The organism is Litoreibacter janthinus, from assembly GCF_900111945.1.
Classification (GTDB): domain Bacteria; phylum Pseudomonadota; class Alphaproteobacteria; order Rhodobacterales; family Rhodobacteraceae; genus Litoreibacter; species Litoreibacter janthinus.
In genome coordinates this window covers 34,792-59,233 of sequence record NZ_FOYO01000002.1, presented here as the reverse complement: position 1 = coordinate 59,233, position 24,442 = coordinate 34,792, and the positions used below count along the sequence as shown (strand labels likewise).

Genomic DNA, 24,442 nt, shown 5'->3' with positions numbered 1-24,442 from the left:
TCCAGTCAGGCGCTTTCGAATTCAACGGGCGACAAGCACTTCGACATCTGCGCGTCGGAGCCAGCTTGCGAGCTCTTCCTCAGGCTCTTGATCGGAAATCACAGACGTCATGTCTGACAGGTTCCCGACTTGGGCGAGCCCTTTTCGCCCAAATTTCTCACAGTCGACCAGCAGGTGTGACACCGTGCTTCTGCGCAACATCGCGCGCTTGATCGCCGCAAACCCCCTCACGGTTTCCGACGGCCCCCCTTCACTGATGCCCGTCGCGCCGATCAGGCACCGGTCGACCGAATGGCGTTCCAAAAACTCGACGGCGTCGGTTCCGATGACGGCAGATTCCGATGGCAGGTAGTCACCCGGACACATGATAACGCTTGCCGCATCGCTTTGGCCAAGGGCCATCGCCACCGGAAAGCTGTTGGTAATCACAATGCAGGGCGTCCCGTCATAGGCAAGGAAGCGGGCGAACTGCACAGTGGTGGAGCCGGAATCAACCATTAACGTCTCACCGGGTTGCACAAGGCTCGCGGCCATACGCCCGATCCGTTCGCGTTCCTCGACGCGGGCGGAGGCCCGTTCATCAAAGCCCGGATAGTGGCCGGACGCCAGAGCGGATGCGCCACCATGCGCACGGTCCAAAAGGCCGTCCGCACTTAGCTTTTCCAAATCGCGCCGGACGGTCTCTGTCGACACGCGAAACCGTTCTGCCAACTCGGAGATGCGAACATGCGGCCGCAGTCGCAGCTCAAGCAGAATATGCTCGCGACGCTCCTGCTTTTTCAGCTTCGGCCGTGTTTCTAGTCCAACATCAAGCGACATAAACGCCTTCTAATTTTCGAGTGAAAGCCCCCAACTTGCCGCCAAAACTGTGGCCTTCTCCACTTTATTGCAAGAAAAAATGTTGCATATAGCACATTTCAGTGGTCCGATTGGCTAACGGCCTTTTGGAGGTCAAAGGATTGATGGTGGAAAAGTGACTCCTCTGAATGAGGTAAAACTTGGATCGGGCATAGGTCTGTGATCCTGATCGTCGGGAATCTTGCAGGGGCAATCGCGCTGCTCTTGTGGTCCGTGCGGTTGGTGCGCACTGGGATTGAACGCGGCTTCTCTGGGCCGCTTCGCACAGGCGTCCGGCGCGCGTCCGAGAAAAACTCAACCGCCGCCGCCAGCGGACTTTTAGCCGCCATCGCGATGCAAAGCTCGACCGCTGTGGCCATGCTGGTCGCGGGGTTTGCCGCCGCTGGCACCTTGTCGGCCGGGAGCAGCTTGGCCGTAATCCTAGGGGCTGATCTCGGGTCCGCCATCGCTTCACGCATTCTGTTGACGCCCATCTCTGCGCTGATCCCTGTCCTGCTGGTCGTGGGGGTCGCCTTATTCCTGAAGGCCCAATCCCGACGCGCCAAACAAACCGGGCGCATCATCATTGGCATCGCTTTGGTGCTAACGTCGCTGACCATGATCCGCGCCGCCACCGCACCCCTGCAAGAGAGCGAAGTCACCGCGCTGATCTTCTCCTACCTGTCGCAAGATTTGTTGACCTCCTTCCTGCTCGGCGCCGTTCTGGCGTGGGCCGTTCATTCCAGCGTTGCCACCGTTCTGGCTGTTGTTGCCATGGCCGCCGAAGGCATCCTTCAGGCTCCGACCGCCGCCGCAATCGTATTGGGCGCGAACCTTGGTGGTGCCACGATCCCAGTATTACTGACCATGTCCGCCGCGCAATCGGCCAGACGGGTGATGCTCGCGAACCTCTTGATTCGTGGTGGCGGCGCGGTGCTTGCGCTGATTGCCCTCCTTGAATGGCGCGATCACACGGGTCTGCTTGGCGCGGATGCAGCGGTGCAATCGATCAACATCCACCTGCTGTTTAACGTGGTGGTTCTGGGCCTCGGAATGGCGTTGATCACACCAGCCCTGCGCCTTGCCACCGCCATGCTGCCTGACAAAGCCGCATCCAAGCCGCGGCGCATAAGTGCCTTGGACATGACAACCACCGATCCCGAGCGTGCCTTGGCCTGCGCTGCCCGCGAAGTTCTGGAGATGGGGGAGCAGGTTTATACAATGCTCGTCCCCGCCCTGGGCCTGATGAGCGAATGGGACGAAGCCGTCTACCAGACGATTTGCGAAAGCGAGAACGAGGTGGACCGCATGCATTTCGAGGTGAAGCTCTACATTGCACAGTTGCAGGAAGGCGTGCTGTCCGCCGCGCAGGCAAGCCGCGCAATGGATATCGCAACCATCGCCAACCATCTGGAGGACGCAGGCGATCAGGTGTCGTCCAACCTTGTCGAGAACGCGCGCAAGCTCCATGCGGACGGGCTGTCCTTCTCTAAGGAGGGTTTACGTGACCTCACCGATTTCCACGACCGCGTATTGTCAAATGTGCAGCTTGGCCTGAACGTGCTGATGACAGGCGACGCCGAAGCGGCGATACAACTTGTGGAGGAGAAAGACCGCGCGCGGGACGCAGAACATCGCCTTCAGGCGCACCACCTTGACCGCCTGCGCAGCGGCAATGCTGCGAGTGTGGAGACCAGCAATCTGCATCAGGAAACCATCCGCGCACTCAAACAGGTGAACACGGCGTTTACCTACGCGGCCTACCCGATTGTTGAAGCCACCGGCGCGCTTTTATCAAGCCGCCTTAGCACCGCTGACGAGACAGGCTGAGCAGAAAATTGTTGACCAAGCTGCCTCAAAGAGCAGCAACTAAGACCAAGACGACGTAAACCTAGGGAGGATACTATGAGAAAGTTCACAAAACTGGCGATCCCGTCACTGTTGGCGATGATGGCCAGCGTGTCGGCGGCGCAGGCTGATAAGCTAACGCTTTATTGCTCGGCGCAAGAAGACTGGTGCCAACTGATGGCACGAAGTTTCGAGGATGCGACCGGCATCGACGTCAATATGACCCGCAAGTCATCGGGCGAAACCTTTGCCCAGATCAAAGCGGAATCGACCAACCCGAAAGGCGATGTCTGGTGGGGCGGCACCGGTGATCCGCACCTGCAAGCCGCAGAGGAAGACCTGACGGAACCCTATGTCTCCCCCATGCGCGGCGAGCTTAACGACTGGGCGATTTCGCAAGCCACAAGTGCCGGCGACAAGACCATCGGCATCTATTCGGGCGCGTTGGGCTATGGCTACAACACCGACCTGTTGGCGGCGAACAACCTGCCGGAACCTGCCTGCTGGAAAGACCTGCTAAAGCCTGAATACAAAGGCCATGTGCAAATGGCGAACCCGAACTCCTCGGGCACGGCCTACACGACCTTGGCGACGATGGTGCAACTGTTTGGTGAAGACGACGGCTTCGATTTCATGAAGGGCCTGCACGCCAACATCAACCAATACACCAAGTCCGGTTCGGCCCCGATCAAAGCGGCTGGCCGTGGCGAGAACACAATCGGTATCGTATTCATGCACGACGCCGTGGCGCAGGCTGTGTCGGGTTTCCCCGTCAAAGTTGTCGCCCCGTGTGAAGGCACCGGCTACGAGATCGGCTCCATGTCGATCATCAAAGGCGCGCGCAACATGGACGAGGCCAAGAAGTTCTATGACTGGGCACTCTCCGCTGATGCGCAAAATCTGGCACTGCAAGTTAACGCGTTCCAAGTGCCGTCCAACAAAGGCGCCGAAACCTCGCCTTCTGCGCCGGACATGTCGTCCATCAAGCTGATCGACTACGACTTCAAAACCTACGGGTCGTCGGACGAGCGCAAGCGCCTGCTGCAAAAATGGGACGAAGACGTCTCTACACTGCCGCAATAATCCTTGCGTAACACCACAAGCACCAAGACCTCCCACCCCGCGCTGATCTTCTGGATCGTGGCGGGGTGGGTCGGGTTCCTGCTTCTCCCCTGGTACGGGGTGGAGGACGGAATCCTGTCGTTTGAATGGCTGGTGGACGGCTATCCGTTCGACGAAGATTATGCCCCTGCGGCCTTCCTGATTGCACAGGGTGAAAAGCTCTGGCTCGCGCCGCTGATCCTGCCGCTAGCGCTGTCGCTTCTCGCAATCGGGCGGCCCAAAAGCGATCCCCTCTACGCGAAAATCTTGATCCTGTCTGGCGCGCTTGGCTTTGGCTGGCTGACCGCGCAGGGCTTCGGCATTGGGATCCGCGGGTTCAATTTCGAATGGTTGAAGGCCGTCTTCGGGGAGCTTGACGACCGGCAATTCGGCATGGGGTTCGGCGCGATGGTCGCAGCCTCCGCCTTCTTGTTCCTGTTCACCCAAGGCGTTGCGGCGCGTGGAGCCATCAACGGGGATGTTTTTGTGGTCAGCGCCATTGGTGGCGTGATTGTCATCGTGACCACCTTCGTGTTCTTCCCCATCGCCAAAATGTTGCTGGCCGCCTTCGTCACCGAAGGGGGCGGTTATTCCGTCAGCGTGTTCGCAGCAAAGTTCTTTGACGACAGGCTCTGGGGCTTGGGATGCCTGAGCGGCGGGCGGTGTGGCGTGGCGTGGAACTCGCTGTTCCTCGCAGTCCTCGTGGGGCTGCTGACCACGGTGCTTGGCCTTGTCTTCGCGCTGGTCGTCACCCGATCCGGCTTCCGCTACAAACGCGCGCTTCGGGCCCTGACAGTTCTGCCCATCATCACCCCGCCCTTCGTGATCGGGTTGGCGCTGATCTTGCTGTTCGGCCTGTCCGGCGCTGTCACACAATTTGTGTCAGAGCTTTTTGGCGTGCAGCCTAGCCGGTGGCTTTACGGCCTGCCGGGCGTGCTGATCGCGCAGGTTCTGGCTTTCACCCCAATCGCCTTCCTCGTGCTGATCGGCGTGGTCGAGGGCGTCTCCCCTTCAATGGAGGAAGCCGCACAAACGTTACGGGCCAACAAGTGGCAAACCTTCCGCACTGTGTCACTGCCCCTGATGCGGCCCGGCCTTGCAAACGCCTTCCTGCTGGGCTTCATCGAAAGTATGGCAGATTTCGGCAACCCGCTGGTGCTTGGCGGCAACTTCGACGTGCTGTCGACCGAGATTTTCTTCGCCATTGTCGGCGCACAATATGACCAAGGCCGCGCGGCAGTGCTGGCTATGGTGCTGCTGTTCTTCACCCTGTCGGCTTTCTACGCGCAGCGCGCGTGGCTGGGAAAGAAAAGCTACACCACAGTATCCGGCAAAGGTGACGCAGGCGTGCATCCGATGATGCCAAGCGGGCTTTCCATTCCGGTCTTCGTGATCGCCGGCGCGTGGGGGCTGTTCACCATCGTGATCTACGGGATGATCCTTTACGGCAGCGTGGTGGAGCTTTGGGGCGTCAACAATGACCTGACCTTCAAGCATTACGTCACTGCCTTCTCCGTCAGGATCGAGGATAGCGGTATCCGTTGGACCGGCGCGGCTTGGGATAGCTTCTGGACGACCATCTACATCGCAGCGGCAGCGGCCCCGCTTACAGCAGTGGTTGGCTTGATCACCGCCTACCTACTGACGCGCCAAACATTCGCGGGCAAGAACGCGTTCGAGTTCGGCACCATGCTCAGCTTTGCCATTCCCGGCACTGTCATTGGCGTCAGCTACATCCTTGCCTTCAACGTCCCGCCGATCGAGATCACCGGCACAGGGTTGATCCTGATCATCAGCTTCATTTTCCGCAACATGCCCGTTGGGGTGCGCGCGGGGATCGCGTCGATGTCGCAGCTCGACAAATCGCTCGATGAATCGTCGCTCACCCTTGGGGCCAACAGCTGGCAGACCTTCCGCAAGGTGATCCTGCCGTTGCTGCGCCCTGCCATTTTGGCGGCGTTGGTCTACAGCTTCGTGCGGGCAATGACGGCCATTTCGGCGGTGATCTTCCTTGTGTCGGCGGAATATGACATGGCGACCAGCTACATCATCGGGCGGGTCGAGAATAACGACTACGGTCTGGCCATCGCCTATTCGACAACATTGATCTTCGTGATGCTGACCGTCGTGGGAGTCATGCAACTGATCGTCGGGCGCACCGAAATCGGGCGGCGCATGAGCCAGTCGCGCACAAATGTCTGAGGGAACAGTATGAAAATCAACTCCAAGGCTGCGCCGGTAAGCTTCCAGAATGTCAGCAAGATTTATGGCCGCGACGTGCTGGCCGTGGACAATGTGAACCTTGAGATCGAGGCAGGAAAGCTGGTGACCCTGCTTGGCCCGTCGGGGTGCGGCAAGACCACAACCTTGCGGATGATCGCCGGGCTGGAGATGGCCACGAAAGGCCGCATCCTGATCGGCGACGCGGATGTAACCACTCTGCCCGCGACCGACCGCGACGTGTCGATGGTGTTCCAGTCCTACGCGCTGTTCCCGCATATGTCGGTGTTGGAAAACGTATCCTACGGGCTGTCCTTCTCGGGGTTCTCGAAAGCCGAAACGCGAGAACGTGCCTTGGTGGGCCTAGACCTCGTCGGCCTCAAGGGTTTCGATGCCCGCCTGCCCAGCGAATTATCCGGCGGCCAGCAGCAGCGCGTCGCGGTTGCGCGCGCCTTGGTGCTGGAGCCGCAGGTTTTGCTGTTTGACGAGCCGCTGTCCAACCTCGACGCCAAGCTGCGGCGTCAGGTGCGTGAGGATATTCGCGCCATCCAGAAAGACCTTGGCCTGACGGTTGTCTATGTGACCCATGATCAGGAAGAAGCGCTGGCCGTCTCGGACGAAATCGTGGTGATGCGCAACGCCGCCATTGCCCAGATCGGCACACCCCGCCAGCTTTATGATGCCCCCGTTGACCGCTTTGTTGCGGACTTCATCGGCGAAGCGAACCTGCTGCCTTGCACCATTGAGAAAGTGGACGGGGACCAAGCCACCATTGCAATTGAAACCTACCGCTATCAGTTGCCGTCCCGCGGCATCCCCGTTGGGCCTGCGACAATGGCGGTGCGCCCCTCGCGTTTGGTCATCGGCGCCAAAGACGGGTTCAAGGCAAAGATCGCCAAGGCGACCTATGTGGGAGTGCGCATGGAATACACGTTAGAGGCCGAGTTTGGCTCGATGTTCGCCGTGCAAGACGATGTGGACAGCCCGCTAAACGTGGGCAGCGACGTCACCGTCGGCTTTGCGGAAAAGGGCCCTGTGTTGCTGCCTGAAGGCTAGGTCGTCGGCGGGAAAGACGCTTCGCAAATCGCAAGCAAAGGCTTGAACACCGCAGAGGTGCCGACAATGACGCGACCTCCATCTGCGATCATCGCGTCCGCGTCCTGCTCTTCGACCACGCCGCCCGCCTCTGCCACGATAAGCTGTCCGGCAATGCAGTCCCACGCGTTCATGTGCTCTTCCGCGTAGCCCAGCAACCTGCCAGCGGCGACATAGGCCAGCGACAGCGCGCCCGACGCATTGCGGTGGAACATTGCGCCTTTCTCCACCAATCCCGTGACAAGGCGGATGACCCCCTGCGCGTCCACGCGGTTGGAATAGCCCACCCCGACTGTTCCTTCGTTCAGCGCGCGCGGGTCATCAAGCACCAGCGCTTTGCCGTTCAGCGTCGCCCCGCCGCCTGCCCGCGCGGCAAAGGTTTCGGAGTGGCATGGATCATGGATTACCCCGATCTGCGTTTTGCCGTCACACACCCCTGCGACAACCACAGTCCACGCGGGAATGCCGTTGATGAAGTTGGTGGTCCCGTCAATCGGGTCGATCACCCAAGTGAAGCCAGACGTGCCAGGCTTGGGGTCGTCTTCCTCCCCCACAATACCGTCATCGGGGAAGGCTTCTTCCAGCAACTTGCGGGTCAGGACTTCAACATTGCGGTCGGCTTGACTGACGAAGTCCTGATGGCCCTTGCGGTCGACCACTAGATCGTTCTGGTTCTCGAAATAGCCCATCGCCAGTTCCCCAGCCTGCGCGCAAATCTCTACCAGCGTCTCGAGTCGTTGTTTGTTGTCCATAAATGCGTCCCTGAATGTCGCCCCGAAGGCGAGTGCGCCGTCACGACCTCAGTAAACGGCACACGCATTTGCCGCGTCAAGCGAGCTGTGAAGGGGCGGCGTGCCGCTCCTTCACCTTGCATGAGTTTAGAACTTGGCGATCAGGTTGATGAACAAGCCGCGGTCGTCATAGGTCAAATCGCTCAGATCGTCCGAGAACGTTCCGAAGTTGTAGCCCACACCGATTTTGTAGTTGTTCCCGAAATGGCGATACGCCGCCCCCAGCAACCCGAACTCGGTGGTGCCCGCTTGATCCGCCTGAAGCATCCGCCCTTCCAACAGCACATCCCATTTGTGGGTAACGTGGTAGCGCGCATTCGCGACCAGTAGCCACGCATCGTTTTTCTGGAACGCGATGGTGGCATTGGGAGAGCTTTGCGAGAACCGCAAACCCACTTTACCGCCAATCGTCCACTGACGGTTCAGGTCATAGGATGCATCCAAGGACAGGATATGGCTTTTCTGGCGTGGCCCCGGATCGTTGGTGCCGTCAATTTCCTGACCGTAGAGATCGTGCAGATAGGTATATTTGGCCAGCACGTTCAGACGGTCATTGTCGATAGGGCGATAGGCATAGCCCAAGGTAACCTCGGCATAGCGCCCATCGGGGATCGAAGAGCCGTCTGTGTCAGTATAGGTGCCGTCAAAGCTGAACAGCAGCCGCTGCGATTCGTCGATCTTGTAACGCACGGTTGCAGCGGCAGCGATGGTGTCGCCATCCCGCTTTGTGCCCGACAACACCCCACGATCGCGGCGATATTCCAAACGACCGCGCGCGGACATGCCGGTCTGGTTCTCGTAACGCACCCCGAAGGACAGCGCCGTGCGGTCAAAGTCGCCCGCAGGATCCTTGATCCGCCCCAGTTCGGCGGAGGCCGAATAGGTCAGGAACTCGCTACGTTCGTAATCGACGCCATAGGTCGAGGTCAGCGACCGGTGCGTTCCGAACAAGTCATAGGTGTTCTCGGCATAGATCTCCACGTCGCGGCCCAGCTTGCGCCGCCCGCCGGTGATGAACCGTCCGCGATCCTTGCCCGACAGCGTCACCCCGTTGAACTCGCGGCGCGGGTCCAGCGTGTAGCCGAAATAGGCGGAGGTATTCTCATCGCTCTCGTAGGAGAACAGTGCCAAGGCCCCTACCCCTGTCGAGCCGTCGGAAATCTCGCCCTCGAAGCTCCAGTTCTCGGCAAACTCGTAGCGCGCGCCAGCACCCACACGGTGGTTTTTGGTCAGCCCGCCCGAGTGCTTCACCGTGCCTTGCGCGTAGACATACCATTCCAGCCGCTCGCTTTGGGTCACAGTCAGCCTTGCGGCCACGTCCGTGCGTTGCCCCGTCTCGGTCGGGTCACCCGGTGTGTTCTTGCGGATATGTTCGACGCCGAAATCCCATGTCAGGCGCTCGGACATCTTGTAGGTCAGCTCTGCTCCCGCTTCGCGCACGGTCTTGCCCGCACTGTCCTTGAAGTCGTCATAGTGAAGACGCCAGCTCAGTTGCGCAGTGGGTTCGTACTCTAGCGCGAAGCCGAACAGGTCTTCGTCATTCGTTGTCTGGTAATCCAGCGTCGAGAAGCCGGCTTCGCGCCGCTCCGCATAGAATGAAGCACGCCCGTTCAACTCTGGGTTGATGTCGGCGAACTCCACCTGACCACGTGCCAGATACGCCTCGCCTGTGCCGCCTACCGCGTTGGTATTGGTGACGATCAAACCCCCGTCGGAGGAAAAAGACTGCCCGAAGCCGGGCCCTTCCGTGCGGGCGTATTCCAGCTCCAGATAGGTGTTGTCGGTCAGCTCGTAACGCAGGTCGGCGCCGTAAGCGCGTTGGTCGGCAATGTCGGTCTGCTCGACCATCCCCGTGGCCCCCAAGCGCAACTGGTCGGTCGCCCAGACTTGGGCGCGGCCACCATAAGCATAGCCGTCGATGGTGCCAGCCGTGGGGGTAAATTCGTAGTTCACCGTCAGTTGCACGGTGTTTTCGCCCAACGGATCGGTCACCACAGTGCCGCCGCCCACGGCGCCCGTCAAAGGCGAGGTCAGCGTGACGATACCTTGCAGGTAGTTGATGTCGTAGTCGCGGCCATAGACCAGCGTTTGCCGGCTAATCACACGGCCCGTGTCTGGGTCGCGGATTTCGACGCTGATCGTCTCGGACCCGATGGACAAGTCCTGACGCTGCAGGAAGTAGACCGAACCGCCCGTGCCACGGAACACGTCGCGCCCCGGAAGGTTGTCGGGCTGCGCGGCATAAAGGTCGATGGTCGCGCGCGCCTCGCCTTTGCCGGTCTGCTCTTGCGTCGCGTAGTGGCCTTGCGCCCCGTAGAGCGTGCGCTCGTTGCGCAGGAATTCCGAGCCGGTGATGTTGCCCTTGTAGTTACCCCACATCAGGTAGTTGGCGTCTTTCTCGGCGCGCACGTAGAACTTGCCAGAGGTCGGTGCATCCTCAACGATCGTGCTGTCGTCGCCATAGACGGGATAGGCTTTATCGCTGTCGAGCCGCAGCAGCAGATGGCGCGGGTCTTTCTTGTCGAGGTTGCGGAATATCTCGCTCAGATCATCTTCGCCCGTGTCGGCACTGGCGGTGATTTCCCAGCCGCTTTGGGTTTTGCCTTTGGTGTAGAAGGCCAACCGCCCACGGTCGTAGTATTTTTCGAAGCTGCCGCCCGCAGCATTCTTGCCGCCGTCGGCACGGTAGCCAAATGTCAGGTCAGCCGTCGCTACGCCGAACCATTCGGATTTCGGAATGGACACGCCGCGTTGCAAATACAAATCCTCGCCCGCGCCGGAGACGCGCACCTCTACATCCGTTTCGCCAGCGGGCAAAATGCGCTGCACCACAAAGCTGCCATCAGGCGCAGGGGTCACCGTTTCGCCCAATGCTGTAACGGTTGCTCCTTGGCGCACACCGGTGCCGTAGACCGTGACAGCCCCGCCGGATACGGCAATCCGGCGAATGGCGGTGCGGTCCTCGCCCTCGTCTACATCAGCAGCGACAGAGCCGAAATCGCCGCGCAAATCTTGGTTCAGACCAAGCGCTTCGGTCTCGTCAAAGCGGCCTCGCGCGTCATAAACACGGTGCACGGCCACCAGATCACTGCCCTCCGGGACCACAACGGAAACAGTGCCATTCGGGGCAACGGGGACAACCGCCACCACACGCGGGCCGGAGCGGCTGGAATAGTCAACGATCCGCACCTCGCCGCGCGTCAGATAAGCGGGGTAGTTGGTTTTGGACCGGAAGGTGACGGTGTCACCCGCCTCGTAAGATGTGTTGTCGCTGGTGATGGCAAGGTTCAGCGCAGGGCGCGCGCCCAGCCCGTCGAACTTCACCTGTACGTCAGCATTCGATAGCGCGATGTCGGTCTTGCGGGTCAAATCCTCGACCCGCGCGTCACCTACGAGAGTCTCTCCATCAATCGAGATCGAGAAACCGCTATCTCCCAGAATGGCGGTGTCGTTGTCGATCTCGGTATTCGCGCCGACAGCAACCGATACGGCTTCGCCCGCATTGGGCTGCGCACATTCGGCAGGGAGCACACCGCCAGAAACGGTGCAATCTACGTCAAAACTCTGGGCCTGAGCCACAAGCGGCAAACTGACACCGAAGGCGAGGGCGCGGAAGAACGGAGTGGTCAGTTTCATTGCCCTGCCCCCTTTGCGGTACGTTTGACGGTGCGTTCAATGTTCAGCTTGTAGCGCCCGCCCCCGCGCCATTTCTCTCGGATCATCGCCTCGACCAGCTTCAGACGTGCTTGCGCGGTTTTCGGATCCTCGTCGCGCAGGATATAGCTGAGCCGCACCACTGAAGGCGTCACCGCGATCTTGCGCACCAGTTGATCCAGACCCTTGCCCAACGCGTCGACAGGTTTGCCTTCAGCGTCAAAGGCCCGCGCGGTCAGGTCGATATCGACGACGTTCGACTGCGCCGCACCAAAGTTCAGCTTGGCAAATTTACCAGCCGTAACGCGGATGACGCGCGGGTTCTCGGTGGTGACGCGGTAGCCCGTGGGCAAGGTCCGCGTGTCCAGCTTCAGCGTGAAGTTGGAGCCGATGTCTTTCGGAAGTTCCGCACATGGCACGTGATAGCGGCCATACTCGTCGGTGGTAATCAGGTAGCCGCGCACGGTCGCCAGACGCACACCCGGCAGGCCCGGCTCCCCTTGGTCTTGGTAGCCGTTCTGATTCCGGTCGTCGTAGACCTTGCCAATAATGTCAGAGCAATCGAACACATGCTCCGGCTCGATCCGCACCGTCGCCGTGGCAGTGTTAGACAACTGGTTTCCTGCCGCGTCGGTCATGAAGGCGCGGTTGGTCAACTCGCCATAGCTGCCATTCGCCACCACACGCGCCGCCAACGTGATGTTGATCGTCTGCGTCGGCGTGATCGTCAGCCCTGCCCAAGTCAAGCGCAGTCCAGTCACCGTCGGCTCCAGCGGAGCGCCATCGACCACCGCAGAGTTGGGGGTGTAGAGCATACCCGCAGGCAACAGATCCACGAGGTTCATGTTGGTGACAGTGTTGGACGTGTTGTTGGTGAAGCTCAGCGTGAAGTTCACCGTTTCGCCAAACACGGCGCTTTCGCGGTCCGCCTGCTTGGTCGCCAGAATGTCGGGGATGCCCTGACAGTTCTCAAGCGGCAGGTTGTTGTTGATGATGAACGGATCACCCGGAGCAAACGTGAAGGTCGTGTAGAACGGGTTCCCCGCCGCAGTGAAGTCCGACAACACGTTGGTGTTGCCCACTTCCGACGCCCCCAAAGACGCTGGGTTCGCTGGCAGCAAGGTCGTTGCGTCCAATGTCCCCAAAGTGGTGCGCGTCGTGCTTGGCACGCCCAAACTCGGGTAAGTGGCGTTCAGCGTGTAAGTGCCCGGACGGGTCACGAAGAAGACGAACTGACTCGTCGCGCCATCTTGCACAATGCGGATATTGTTCGACGATCCGACGCCGGTCTGGGTGCCCGCAGGACCTGTGACCGAGATGGATCCACCCGGCAGAAGCCGCCCGTCATCCTCGCAGTAGAAATAGCCGGTCGGGTCAAAGTCCTCTGCGTCGCAGATACCGTCGCCGTCGCGGTCATTGCCAGCCAACGGCGAACAGCCTTCAAGCGAATCCGGAATACCGTCGCCATCAGTGTCAGGAAGCGGCACGCTGGCCTCGTTACTCGGGGCCGGCGTCGGCAGGTCATCCGAAGTGACAGAGGCGACGTTTGATCCCGTCGCGGTTCCTGCATCTACTTGATAAACAACATCAATTTCTACGGTCCCGGTCTCACCAGGGGCCAAGGATGCATCGCCTGAAATCGTGTCGATCACGCTAGATCCGTCATAGGCCGTGTTCGCTGCACCGCCGGTGAATCCCCACACACGCACAGTGATGTCGAACGGGTCATCGGTAACGATCTGCGCGCTGCCCGCGAAATCAGCCAGATCGTCGGAAATCTGATAGCCCGACTGGGTGACGTTGCCGGTGTTCGTGACCTCCATGGTGAAGGTCACCTGATAGACGGTCGGGAACAGCACCACAGGCTCGCCCGCGGTCTTGGTCAGCGTGTTGGCCGGTGCCGGCGCAATCGCCGCTACGGTGGGGTCGTCCAGATCGTTGCCGTCGTTGGGGTCGCCGTTATTGGAGGTATCCGCCAGCGTCGCGCCCAGTGGCGTAGTGCCTGTAACAATGGCAGAGTTCGACACCCCGCCCGCGTCCACATCCGCCAGTTGCAGCGTGTAGAACGCCTCATAGGTCACGGTTTCGCCCACCTGAATAGTACCCGCCGAGGAGCCTTTATCGCCCGAGACAAACGCCACGCTATCGACCGTCAGCGTGCCGCCGCCAATGCGGGTCAACTGATCGGCGACAGTCACGCCTGAGAGGGTCACGTTGCCGGTGTTCTCGGCGGTGATGGTGAACACAATCACTTCGCCCTGCCTCACGCCCGGCGTTTTAAGCGTCTTGATGACGTCCAGCCCCGGCGCCGCCGGAATGGTCAGAACAGTCGGATCGGACTCGATATCGCCATCGAACGGGTCCTCATCCGCCGAAATATCCTCGACAGGTTCGCCGTTTGGCCCCTCGCCTGACACGGTCGCGCTGTTGGACAGCCCGCCCGCGTCGATATCTTCTTGGGACAGCTCATGCGTCAGCACCCAGACAAGCTCCTCGCCCACGTCCAAATCGGTGCTTGCAGGGGCCGTGGTGATCGGTGGCGGTGGCAGAAGAGTGCCGTCCGCACGGGTCAGGGAGTCGCTGATTTCAACACCCGAAATATCTACATTGCCCGTATTGCGCGCGGTGATGGTCCAGCTGACGCTTTCGCCCGCCATCGTGCCCGGCGTGCCGGTGACAACCTTGGTGGTGGTGATCTGCGGCTCTGCGGTGATGTTGAACGGCGTGAGATCATCCTCGGTGTTGCCGTCGCTGTCATTGCCGTTGTCGGACATGTCATCCACCGTGCCCGTGCCGGCGGGGCCGTCAGCCTCGACAGTCGCGGTATTGGTAAAGCCGGTCGCGTTGACGTCACTTTGGGTGATCACATGCGTGGCGCTGTAAACCCATGTTTCGTCCACGTCCAACATGTCGTCGCTGTTGGCATCGCCCGAGACCAGCACGAACGGCGTGGTCAGGCCCGTGTCCGTGTTGTTGTTGCGTCGCATAACGTCTGTGATGCGCGGCGGCGACAGGGTCACATTGCCGGTGTTCTCGACGCTGAGCAGATAGGTAACCGTATCGTCAACCGCTTGGCCGGTGCTGGTCGCAATCTTTGTTGCTTCCAACGATGGGACGCGCGCAGGTCCGGGAACAGTGATGCTGTCGGTGCCGGTGGTGGGGTTGTCCAACAGGTCGGTTGCCCCGACCGTGACGTCATTGGTCACGAAGCCGTCGTCAATCATATCTTGCGTGACTTCCAGCATGAAGGAACATGTCACCGCGTCGATTTCTGTCGGTGCAAGGCGCGGGATGACACAGGCAGGGCCGGTATCCAGCGCATCATCGACCGAGATGTTTTGCAGCGTCGTCGTGCCGGTGTTCTCAACCTCGAAGTTGAAGGTCACAAAGCTGCCAACCGCACCCAGAACTGTCGGGCTAGAAGTTTTCTTGACAGTTAGGCCAGGCGCTGCGGCAGGCACGCCAGTGACTTCGACAGCCTCGATCGGGCCAACCGGCGCGCCGCTCGGGTTCTGAGCCGTTGCGGATGCGGTGTTGGTGATGCCGCCCGCGTCGATATCCTCTTGGGTCACGATGTAGTCGGCATTACAGGTTAGCGCGTCGCCACGCAGCAGGCTCGGAGCTTCGCAGACAAGACCCGGAAGGCGCTCGTCCTCGACCGAAACGAAGTTCAGCGTCTGGTTACCCGTGTTGGTGACAACCAGTGTGTAGGTGACGGTGGAATTCAGCGGTCCGGCAGGGTTCGGGGCTGATGTTTTGTCCAGCGTCAGCCCTGGTTGCTCGTCCGCCGCAACGGTTTCCGTCGTCGGGGCAGAGGTCACAGGCGTCGGGTTGTTCGGATCGCCAAAGTTGGTCTGCGCATAGGCTTCGTTGACCACTTCGCCCGCGTCCAGATCGTCTTGGGTTACGGCGTAGATAAAGTCACAACTGATGGTCTGACCCACGCTCAACGTGCTATCGCCAGCGGGCAGCGGGCAGCTGAGCCCGGTGTCGCCGCCAGGAATTTTATCGTCAAAGATCAGGATCTCCGCGCTGAACGCTTGGGTGCCGTCATTGGTGACGTCGAATGTGTAGGTGATCTCGTCGCCCACCTCGGCAAAGGTCGCACCTGCTTCTGCGGTTTTGGTGATGACCAGCGACGGGGTCGCCTCATTCGGAATGGTTTCCGACACCAGCGGGCTGGTCGTCGCACCACTGGTCGAGGACGCAAGGTTCGTGACCGAGAACAGCAACACGTCATCCGCCGTGACGGTGTAGATGCCTGTACATTCCAGCGTCTGCGTCGGCAACAAGCCACCCGCAGGCAACGCGTCACAGGTGACGGTGTCGATCAGGTTGTCAGAAATGGTAATATCGTCAGTCAGGGTGACGTTGCCATCATTGGTGACAGTGTAGGTGTAGGTGATGTCCAGACCTTCGTCAAAGCTGGCAGGCGGAACGTCCCCGGCAACTTTCTCAACCGCCATGGACGGGTTTTGCAGCGCGGGCACGGTGATCGTGTCTTCGGGGCTCGTGGTGGTGCCGTCCGAAGCAGACGCCGCGTTGGTGAAAGAGCCAGCGTCCAGATCATCCTGCGTGACAAAATACGATCCGGTGCAGACCACATCTTCGTCAGGCAGCAAGGTCGCCACAGGGCAGCTCACGGCATTCCCCTGCCCTTCTATCAGCGCGTCAGCCACGGTGAATGGTCCGGACAGCGTCACGTTTCCTTCGTTCACCACGGTGAATTCGAACATGATCTCTTGGTCCAGCGTGTCGTAATTGCCCGGCTCCCCCGCGGCCAGATCTTTTGACACAGACAGCTCAGGATCGGCGGGGATGACAAGCGTGGTGACATCATCCTCGGTGTTGCCGTCACCGTCATCACCATTGTCGGTCGCATCGCTCACGGGGCCGCCCAAAGGTGGGCTGCCACGCACGATGGCCGCGTTGTTGATGCCGCCCGCGTCGATGTCTTCCTGCACCAGACGGTAGCTGGCAACGTAGGTCGCGGTTTCTCCGGGGATCAGGGTGCCTGCGGTCGACCCTTCGGTGGAGCTTTGGAAACTCGGCCCGCTGGTCAGCGTCAAAGGCGTGTTATCCGCACGCAGCAACGTGTCGTCGGCCGTCGCCGCAGTGACACCCGTCAGGGTGACGTTACCAGTGTTGGTCGCGGTGATCTGGAAGGTAACAAGCTCGCCTTCAGCAACGGTGGTCGACGTGATGGTTTTCTCGCCCTCAATGGAAGGCGTCGCTGGCACAGAGAACACCGTCGGGCTGTCTTCTCCACCAGGTAGAGAATTGCCGGAGCGGTCGGTCGCCCCTTCCCCGTTCGGTCCTGCGCTGGTGGCCAGCACTTGGTTGGCGACGCCGCCCGCATCAATGTCACCTTGTTCCAGCACATAGCTGGCGGTGTAGGTCCAGACCTCGCCCACATCGAGCTTGCCCAACGTGTCGGCATCAGCCAAATCCCAGTCCGGCCCGTTGGTCAGCGTCAGTGGCGTGCCGTCGGTGCGGGTCAGGGTGTCGACCAAAACAGGCGCGTCCAATGTGACGTTGCCGGTGTTCGCAATGGTGATGGAGAAGTTGACCGTGTCGCCCGCTTCACTACCGGTGGAACTGGACACGAGTTTGACCGCCTCGAGCTGGGGGTCGGTATCTTGGACCGGCACAGAGACGGTCGCGGTGTCGGACGGGGGCGTCGTGCCGGGCGGTCCCGTGGCGCTGACAGACGCGTCATTGGTCAAAGGCGCAGCCAAGTCCACATCGGCTTGGGTCACGGTATAGGACGCGGTGAATTCCACCACATCGCCCGGTGCCAAAACATCCCAGCTACCATTCGCGCCGCTATCGGTGGAGTTTCCGGTCTCGCCGTTATCCTCGGTCAGGCTGTCGCCCGCGATAGCCAGCGGGTTGGTGCCAGCCGCGCTGGTTTGCGCGTCCGTAACAGCCACATCAAACAGGCGCGTGTTGCCTGTATTGGTGACGGTGTAAGTGTAGGTAATGATATCATCCACCGCTGCATCCGCGGTGATCGACGGCGTTTTGGTCATCGAAACGCCTGGTGTGCGGGTGCCGTTTACGGTCGCTGTCGCTTCTGCCGGTGCGGGCACGTCATCACTATCGACCGACGCAATGTTCGTCACAAAACCCGCATCCACATCGTTCTGGGTGACGGCGTACGTCGCGGTGCAAGTCAGCGTCTCGAGCGGGAGCAATCCGGTTACAGGAATGGTGCCGCAATCGAAGGTGCCGATCTTGTCGTCGGTGATCTCAGGCTGGTCAAACAACGTCACGTTACCCGCGTTGCCCACAACGAAAGTATAAACGATCTCGTCGCCCACCATGGTGAAGTCGGACACGTCCGGCGTCTTGGAAATAGCAAAGGCAGGTTCGGCATCGGGGCCTTCGACGTTGATCGTTTGCGTGCCTGTGACGCTGCCACCAGAGCGCGGCGCGCCCGTGGCGGTCGCCGTGTTCTCGAAGCTGCCTGCGTCGATCTCGGCTTGGGTCATCACGACTTCGAAGGTGCAGGCGCTGGAGCTTGCCCCCGGGGCCAAAGTGCCGACCGGACAGTTCGCAGGGGTGGCCGCATTGGTTGCAGCGACGGAGTCCGCCACCGAAATGCTGTCCACGGTGATGTTGCCGGTGTTGGTCACTTCGACAACGAAGGTGACGGTCTCGCCGACAGAACCGAAGGCCGGATCGCCCGCGCCCGGTGTGGGCGTGACGCTCTTGACGACAGTCAGTTCTGGCAATGGCGGATCAACCGAAGTGAACGTGTTGGTGCCGGTGGTTGGCACGTTGTTGCCGCGCGGATCATTCCCCGAGGCGGCCGCGACGTTGACCACTTGACCGTTGTCGATATCGGTTTGGGTCATCACGTAATCGCCGACGCAGGTCAGAACATCGCCCGGTTCAAGCGCCACATTGGCAGGGGCAGGAACTTGCGTGCCGCTGCCATCGTCCACGGTGCAGGTCAGAACCGGAATCTTGGGGTCGGACGCCTTCACTTGGGTCAGCGTCTGGTTGCCCGTGTTCTCGGTCAGGATCGTGTATTGAATCGACTCGCCTACCTTGGGATCGGTGGCGCCGCCTGTAACGGATTTAGTCACAGTCAGACCCGGAGCAGGGTCGGCTGGAACGGTTTCCGTTGAAGGGGCAGAAACCACGGTAATCGGGTTCGGACTAAGCGGCGCGAAGATCGTGGTGGCGATCGCTTGGTTGACGACTTCGCCCGCGTCCAGATCATCTTGGGTGACGAAGTATTCCGCCGTACAGCTATCAATCTCGCCAGACGAGAACGTGTCAGGCAGCAGTGGGGTGAAACACACAAACGGCGCGCCGATGTCTGGGTCGTTGATGATAATCTCTTCGGTGAAGGACGCACCCGGCGGCGTGACGGAAGTGTTCTGGACCACAAACTCAAATTCGATCCGGTCGCCCACGGCACTGAAATCCGCGCCGCTCAGCGCGGTTTTGGTCAGGCTCAATGAAGGATCAGCCCCTGCCGGAACAGTTTCGGACACTTGCGGGCTGGTGGTCGTGCCGTCGCTGACGGAGGCTAGGTTTGTCACCTCGCCCAATTGCACATCTTCAAGCGTCACATTGTAAGTGGCGGTACAGGTGTAGGACGCTGCCGGATTGATGCGCAAAGGCTCCAGAATGCCGCCACCTGCCGGACAAGACACAGACGCAATACGGCTGTCGGTGACGGTCAGCAATGCAGTGTCGATCTCGGTGTTGCCGGTATTGGTGATGACATAGTCATAGCTCACCACGCCACCGGGGAATTCGAACGTGCCACCGGTCGAGGTTTTCTCAACCGCCAAGCCCGGTTCCTGCACTGCCGATGTGGTGAAAGTATCTGTGGCATCCGTTGGCACATCAGGGCTGGAGGCCGTGCCGATATTGGTGATCTCACCCGCGTTGATGGCGGTTTGCGTCGCCGTCCAGACCAATTCGCAGGTGACGCTGTCGCCGGGGGCGATAGGCATCGGGCCACAGGTCGTGGTGCCGGCGATCTGGTCGTCAGATACCGTGATGGGCGAGGTCAGCGTCTCGTTGCCGCTGTTGGTGACGGTGTATTCAAACGTCACTTGGTCGCCGACGTTTTTGTAAGTCGTCGCGGAGCCGGATTTGATGCCTTTGGAAATAGTAAACGCAGGTTGCGGCAAAGCGTTTACAGTTTCGGTGTCTGGCGCAGAGGTGGTCGGTGTTGCTGCGGCACCGCCGTTGATCCGTTGCTCGGTCGAGGCGGTCGCGCTGTTGGTCACGGCACCGTTGTCGATATCCTCTTGGGTGACGGTGTAGCTGGCCGTGCAGGTCAGGCTGGCATTGGGCGCAAGCCCGGCCGCCGGGGTCGCGGGGCAGGTCACCGGCACATCTACCGCGGGGCTAAGCGACGTCACGCTGTCAGAGACGGTGATCGCGCCTCTCACAGTGATGTTCGAGGTGTTCGTCACATCGTATTCATAGGTGATCACTTCGCCCACCGCAGCAAAGGTCGCAGGCGCAAAGGTTTCGCGCTTGTCGATGCTCAGGGTCAGGGTCTGGGTCGGGCCGGTCACAGTTTCTGCGTCCGTTGCCGTCACAGGCGTCGCCCCCACAAGGCTCTCGCCGGTGACGGTCGCGGTGTTGGTGTAGCTGCCCGCATCAACGTCGGCCTGACTGAAGTTCTTGGTGAAGCTCATCGGCGCGCCGCCAACACAGGTTGCGGTCGAGTTCACCGCTGGCGCAGGTGGCAGGTCCGGCACGTCACAGCGGAACGTCTCGCCGTCGCCGTCCACGTCCACCAACTCTAGCCCCGTCAGGGTCACGTTGCCGGTGTTGGTCACGGTAAAGGTGAAATCAAAGCTGTCGGTCGCAGAGGCATACGTCGGCTGTGCGGCTACTTTGTCGACGTTCACACTTGGGTTGGCCGTCGGGCCTTGCGCGGTCTCGGACGCGGTTTCGCTCAGCGGGGTGCCGTCAGCACCCGTGCCTGTCACAGTGGCGGAGTTGCTGACAGAGCCGTTGTCGAGATCGTCCTGATCTACGATGTAGCTCAGGGAACAAACCACCGCGTCAAAGCCCGGCGCGATGTCGCCCACGGCGCAGGTTTCCGCAGGGGAGAAGATCGACGCGTCCTCGACGCTGACACCTGTGGCGGTGATATTGCCAGTGTTGCGCACGCGGATGTCGAAAACGACGGTGTCGCCCACGTTGGTGTATCCGCTACGGGCGGTCTTTTCGATTTCCAGCTCTGGTGCGCGGGTCGGACCGAGAATGGCGATTGACGCCTCATCCGGCCCATCGGTCACCGCCGCGTTCACGGCAGAGGCGGTATTGTCGATGACGCCCGCGTCGATGTCTTCTTGCTTAACGGTGTAGGTGAACTGGCACAGATCGTAGCTGGTGTTCGGAGCCAGCGTCGGGATCGTACAGCTGTAACTCGGATCCAGAATATCCGTGACCGTGGTGTTGGTCAGCGTTTTGGTGCCGTCATTGAACACGTCAATCGTGTAGGTGATCGTCTCACCCACAGTAGCGAACGCGGCTTTGTTGGCCGTCTTGGTCACAGCAAGTCCGGTGATGTCGCCCGCCGGATCAAGGGTGGAGGTCTCTGTCGCGTCAGGCGCGGTGAACTGACCGCCCTGCCCGCTTGTGCCGGTTGCGGTCGCCACATTGGTGATCACCCCTGCGTCCACGTCTTTTTGCTTCACGGTGTATTGCGCGGTGCAGGTATCGGAAGCACCGGGCGCAAGGTTGGTGATCGGACATGTGACATTCGGGATCAGCGTGTCGGTTATCGACACGGACGTAATCGTGACATTGCCGTCATTGACCACCGTGAACGTGTAGTCGATCACCTCATTCACAGCGAGGAACGTATCCGGCCCGTCCTGCTCTTTGGCAAAGGTAAAGCTCAGGTCCTGCGTGATCGGGGTCGTCTCGACATATTCAGGCGACGTGACTTGGATCGTGCCCGTGCCCGTGTTGAACGGGAAAGAGCCGGAGACGGTGTTGACCACCTCGCCCGCATCCCGCTCGGCCTGAGAAATCGACGTGTAGTTGCGCGCACAATCATAGCTGTCGCCTAGGTTCAGAACCGATGGCTGGCGACCGGCGCAGATGAACGGCGAGGAGTTGATTTTGTCATCCGAAATGGTGATCGGGGAAACAGACTCGATGATCTGGGTGTCGCCGGTATTCGTGATGAAGAACCGATACCGGACGCTGGTATCAGTCGCTCCAATCGGATCGGTCAACGCCACTTTGGTGACGGTGATTGCGGGTGTGCCAGAGTTCGAAATCGTCTCGGTCGCATTGGCCGAGGTCACGCCGCCAGCAGATGCGGATGCGACATTGGTGACAGCGCCGTTCGCCACATCGGTAAGCGTCAGCGGATAATTGGCGGTGCAGGTGTCAGACGCCCCACGCGCAAGCGGTCCGGGCAGACAGGCGAACGTGCCGATCTTGTCGTCGGTGATGGTGATCGGGTCGGTAATGTCGACGTTGCCGCTGTTGGTGACGGTGAATGTGTAGGTAATGTTCTCGCCGATGGTGAAGGAGGCGGGCGCCGCCCCGTCCTTGGCCAGCGTCAGGGCGGGCGACTGCACTGCAGGCACTGTCAGCGTGCGGTCGGCGGAGGTCACAGTAGCCCCGCCCGCAGCACCCACCGTCACGGCAGAGGCGGTGGCGATGTTGGTCACTTCGCCCGCGTTCAGGTCCTCTTGCAAAGTGCTGTAGGTCGCGGTGCAGGTGATCGCCTGATCGGGCAGGATTTCGGTCGCCGCACAACTGACAGAGCCCGCCACATCAATCACGTCATCCGCGACGGTCGGCGTCTCTAGGGTTACGTTGCCCGTGTTGGTCAGCACATACTCATAGCTCAGCGTCTGGCCAGCATCGTTGAAGCTGGTGGGAGAGCTTGCGGCCAACCGCTTGACCAGCGTCAGCCCAGTCGTGCGGGTGGCCGTCACTGTGGCGGTGGCGGATTTGTTGACGTTGACCCCGCCAATGGTGATGTCGGCGGTCACTTCGTTGTCGACCTGACCGTCATTGATGTCGCCCTGAACCACGTCATAGCTGACGGAGCACACAACAGTCTGCAATGGCGCCACAGGGCCGGTCGGGCAATTTACCGTCGCCGTTGCCAAGGCCTCTGTCACTGTAGGGGCGTTGGGGAAGGTTACGTTGCCGGTGTTTGTGATCTCGACATTGTACTGGAGCGTGTCACCCTCCGCCGCATAGGTGCCGGTGAGTGCTGTTTTGGCGATGGTAAAATCCGGCGCCGATAACGGGCCCGGAATCGTAAGTGTGTCATCGTCCGACGGGTTAGACCCGCGCGCGGCGGTCCCTGAACCACGGGCCGTGTTGCTCAGCTCGTTGGCGTTGTTAGCGATGTAATCGTCCACATCGGATTGTTTGACCGTGTAGTTCGCCGTGCAGCTTTCGCTGTCACCCGGTGCAATCTCTGGAATGGTGCAGGAGAAGGACGGGATCAAATCATCGGTCAGGATCACATTGGTTAGCGTGACATTCCCGTCGTTTTCCGCAGTGATCAGATAGGGCACCGTGGTGCCAGCATTGCCAAAGCGTTGGCCCGGCTCAGCCAGCGTAGAGGTCTTGACCACGTCGATTGACGGGTTCGCGGTTGGACCAGTGACGGTGACGGTGTCGCTCACCGCACCTAAAACGCCCTCGTCCGGATCACCTTTCCCGACTGCAACGTTGGTCAGCGTGCCGTTGTCGATATCGTCTTGGGTGATGAGATACGTCACCGAACAGGTTGCCTGATCCGGCCCCGCAGGATCGTTGGACGGACGCGGCAGAATGGTGGTTTTGTTACACGATATCGGGGTCGCGGCCTCGTCGATCTGGTCGTCCTCTACCAACAGATTGCGGATCGCGACCGAGCCGATGTTGCTGATCACATAGGTGTAGGTGATGGGATCGTTGACCTGCGCATAGCTCGGAACAGATGCGGTCTTGTCGATGGTGTAGCCGGGCGCGACGGTCGCGATCTCGGGGCGGCTCAGCGACGGGCCACGCTGGAAGTTCCAGTAGTTGTCATTCGGGTCGTCGTCGAGCACCTGCGTCGAGGTCTGACCGGTATCAAGCAGGCTGTCCAACATCGCCGGATTGGTCGAGTCAAACCAGCCGGTGTTAAAAACGTTGTTCCCAAAGCCGTTTTCGAAGCCCAGAGACGTATTGCCGGCAGTGTTCGTGCGCTCGGTGGTGCGGTTGGACCAGCTGCCCACGTTGTAACCATTCACCAGAAGTGAAATGTCGTTGTAGTCGAAACCACCAACCTGAGTGTCGCCGTCATAGGCCGAGAAGCGGATATACACGTGCGCAAGATCGCCGCCAAAATAGGTGCGGCACGAGCTGAACCCGCAATTCAGCGGGATCGGATCGTTGACCGTGAACGGGTTGCCCTCAAGTTCGTCTCTGTTGGCCCTGTTGTTATACCCGACAAAGGCGTTGGCCGGATCAGAGAACTGGTAGTAGACGTTGCCATTGACACCGACCATGACGATCGCAATGCCGCCCGCCTCCGGATAGTCGGCGGGCAAAGTGATGGAGGTGCCGGGCACGGTGGTTGTAAACGTCGTAGCCTGCGACTGAGCTGCCCAAAACGTGCTGAGCAAGGCGACAGAAATCAGAAATCTATGGACAATTAGCTCAAGCCAACGTGCAATTGCTTTCATTCCCAATGTCCCTGTCTGTCGGCCCTATCTTCATGGACAGGGTCTCGCATTACCGCCGAATATCCCACTGCCTAAAAGCAGTGGCGTGCCTAAAAAAGGGGAAACCATACCAATACACCTCAACATTTACCCCGAACTCATTGGGAGTTGGACCGCAAAGCCAAAGCACAATTGCGAAATGCCCAAATGATGCGCAGATGCCACAACATGTGGGCGATTCTC

At 60.2% G+C, this 24,442-nt stretch carries 8 protein-coding genes; 4 read left to right on the top strand and 4 right to left on the bottom strand.

Features of this window, described 5'->3' with window-relative positions; genetic code table 11:
- Window positions 1–21: 21 nt before the first annotated feature.
- Entirely contained in the window at window positions 22–819 is a 798-nt protein-coding gene (locus tag BM352_RS18205; protein ID WP_090220535.1) for a DeoR/GlpR family DNA-binding transcription regulator, read from the bottom strand.
- A gap of 198 nt (window positions 820–1,017) precedes the next feature.
- On the opposite strand from BM352_RS18205, the gene BM352_RS18200 reads away from it, so the two are divergent.
- The 4 genes from BM352_RS18200 to BM352_RS18185 all read left to right on the top strand — a co-directional run bounded on the left by BM352_RS18200 (window position 1,018) and on the right by BM352_RS18185 (window position 7,062).
- Window positions 1,018–2,667, top strand: a complete 1,650-nt coding sequence (locus tag BM352_RS18200) for a Na/Pi cotransporter family protein (RefSeq protein WP_090220530.1) — start codon at window positions 1,018–1,020, stop codon at window positions 2,665–2,667.
- A gap of 75 nt (window positions 2,668–2,742) precedes the next feature.
- Entirely contained in the window at window positions 2,743–3,768 is a 1,026-nt protein-coding gene (locus BM352_RS18195) for an ABC transporter substrate-binding protein (RefSeq protein WP_090220528.1), read from the top strand.
- A 3-nt stretch (window positions 3,769–3,771) separates the two neighbouring features.
- Entirely contained in the window at window positions 3,772–5,988 is a 2,217-nt protein-coding gene (locus BM352_RS18190) for an ABC transporter permease (RefSeq protein WP_090220526.1), read from the top strand.
- A gap of 9 nt (window positions 5,989–5,997) precedes the next feature.
- Window positions 5,998–7,062, top strand: coding sequence for an ABC transporter ATP-binding protein (locus BM352_RS18185; RefSeq protein WP_090220524.1), 1,065 nt, complete (start codon window positions 5,998–6,000; stop codon window positions 7,060–7,062).
- Here the strand turns inward: BM352_RS18185 and BM352_RS18180 are convergent.
- The 3 genes from BM352_RS18180 to BM352_RS18170 form a co-directional block, all read right to left on the bottom strand.
- On the bottom strand, window positions 7,059–7,853 hold the full coding sequence (locus tag BM352_RS18180; protein WP_090220521.1) for an inositol monophosphatase family protein: 795 nt from the start codon (window positions 7,851–7,853) through the stop codon (window positions 7,059–7,061). The two genes, BM352_RS18185 and BM352_RS18180, sit on opposite strands and share 4 nt — an antisense overlap.
- Before the next feature lie 126 nt (window positions 7,854–7,979).
- The gene (locus BM352_RS18175) at window positions 7,980–11,528 is read right to left on the bottom strand and encodes a hypothetical protein (RefSeq protein ID WP_090220518.1); all 3,549 of its coding nucleotides are present in this window, start codon (window positions 11,526–11,528) and stop codon (window positions 7,980–7,982) included.
- Complete coding sequence (locus BM352_RS18170) at window positions 11,525–24,220, bottom strand: beta strand repeat-containing protein (protein WP_090220515.1); 12,696 nt, start codon at window positions 24,218–24,220, stop codon at window positions 11,525–11,527. The genes BM352_RS18175 and BM352_RS18170 overlap by 4 nt, the downstream gene beginning before the upstream one ends.
- Window positions 24,221–24,442 lie beyond the last annotated feature (222 nt).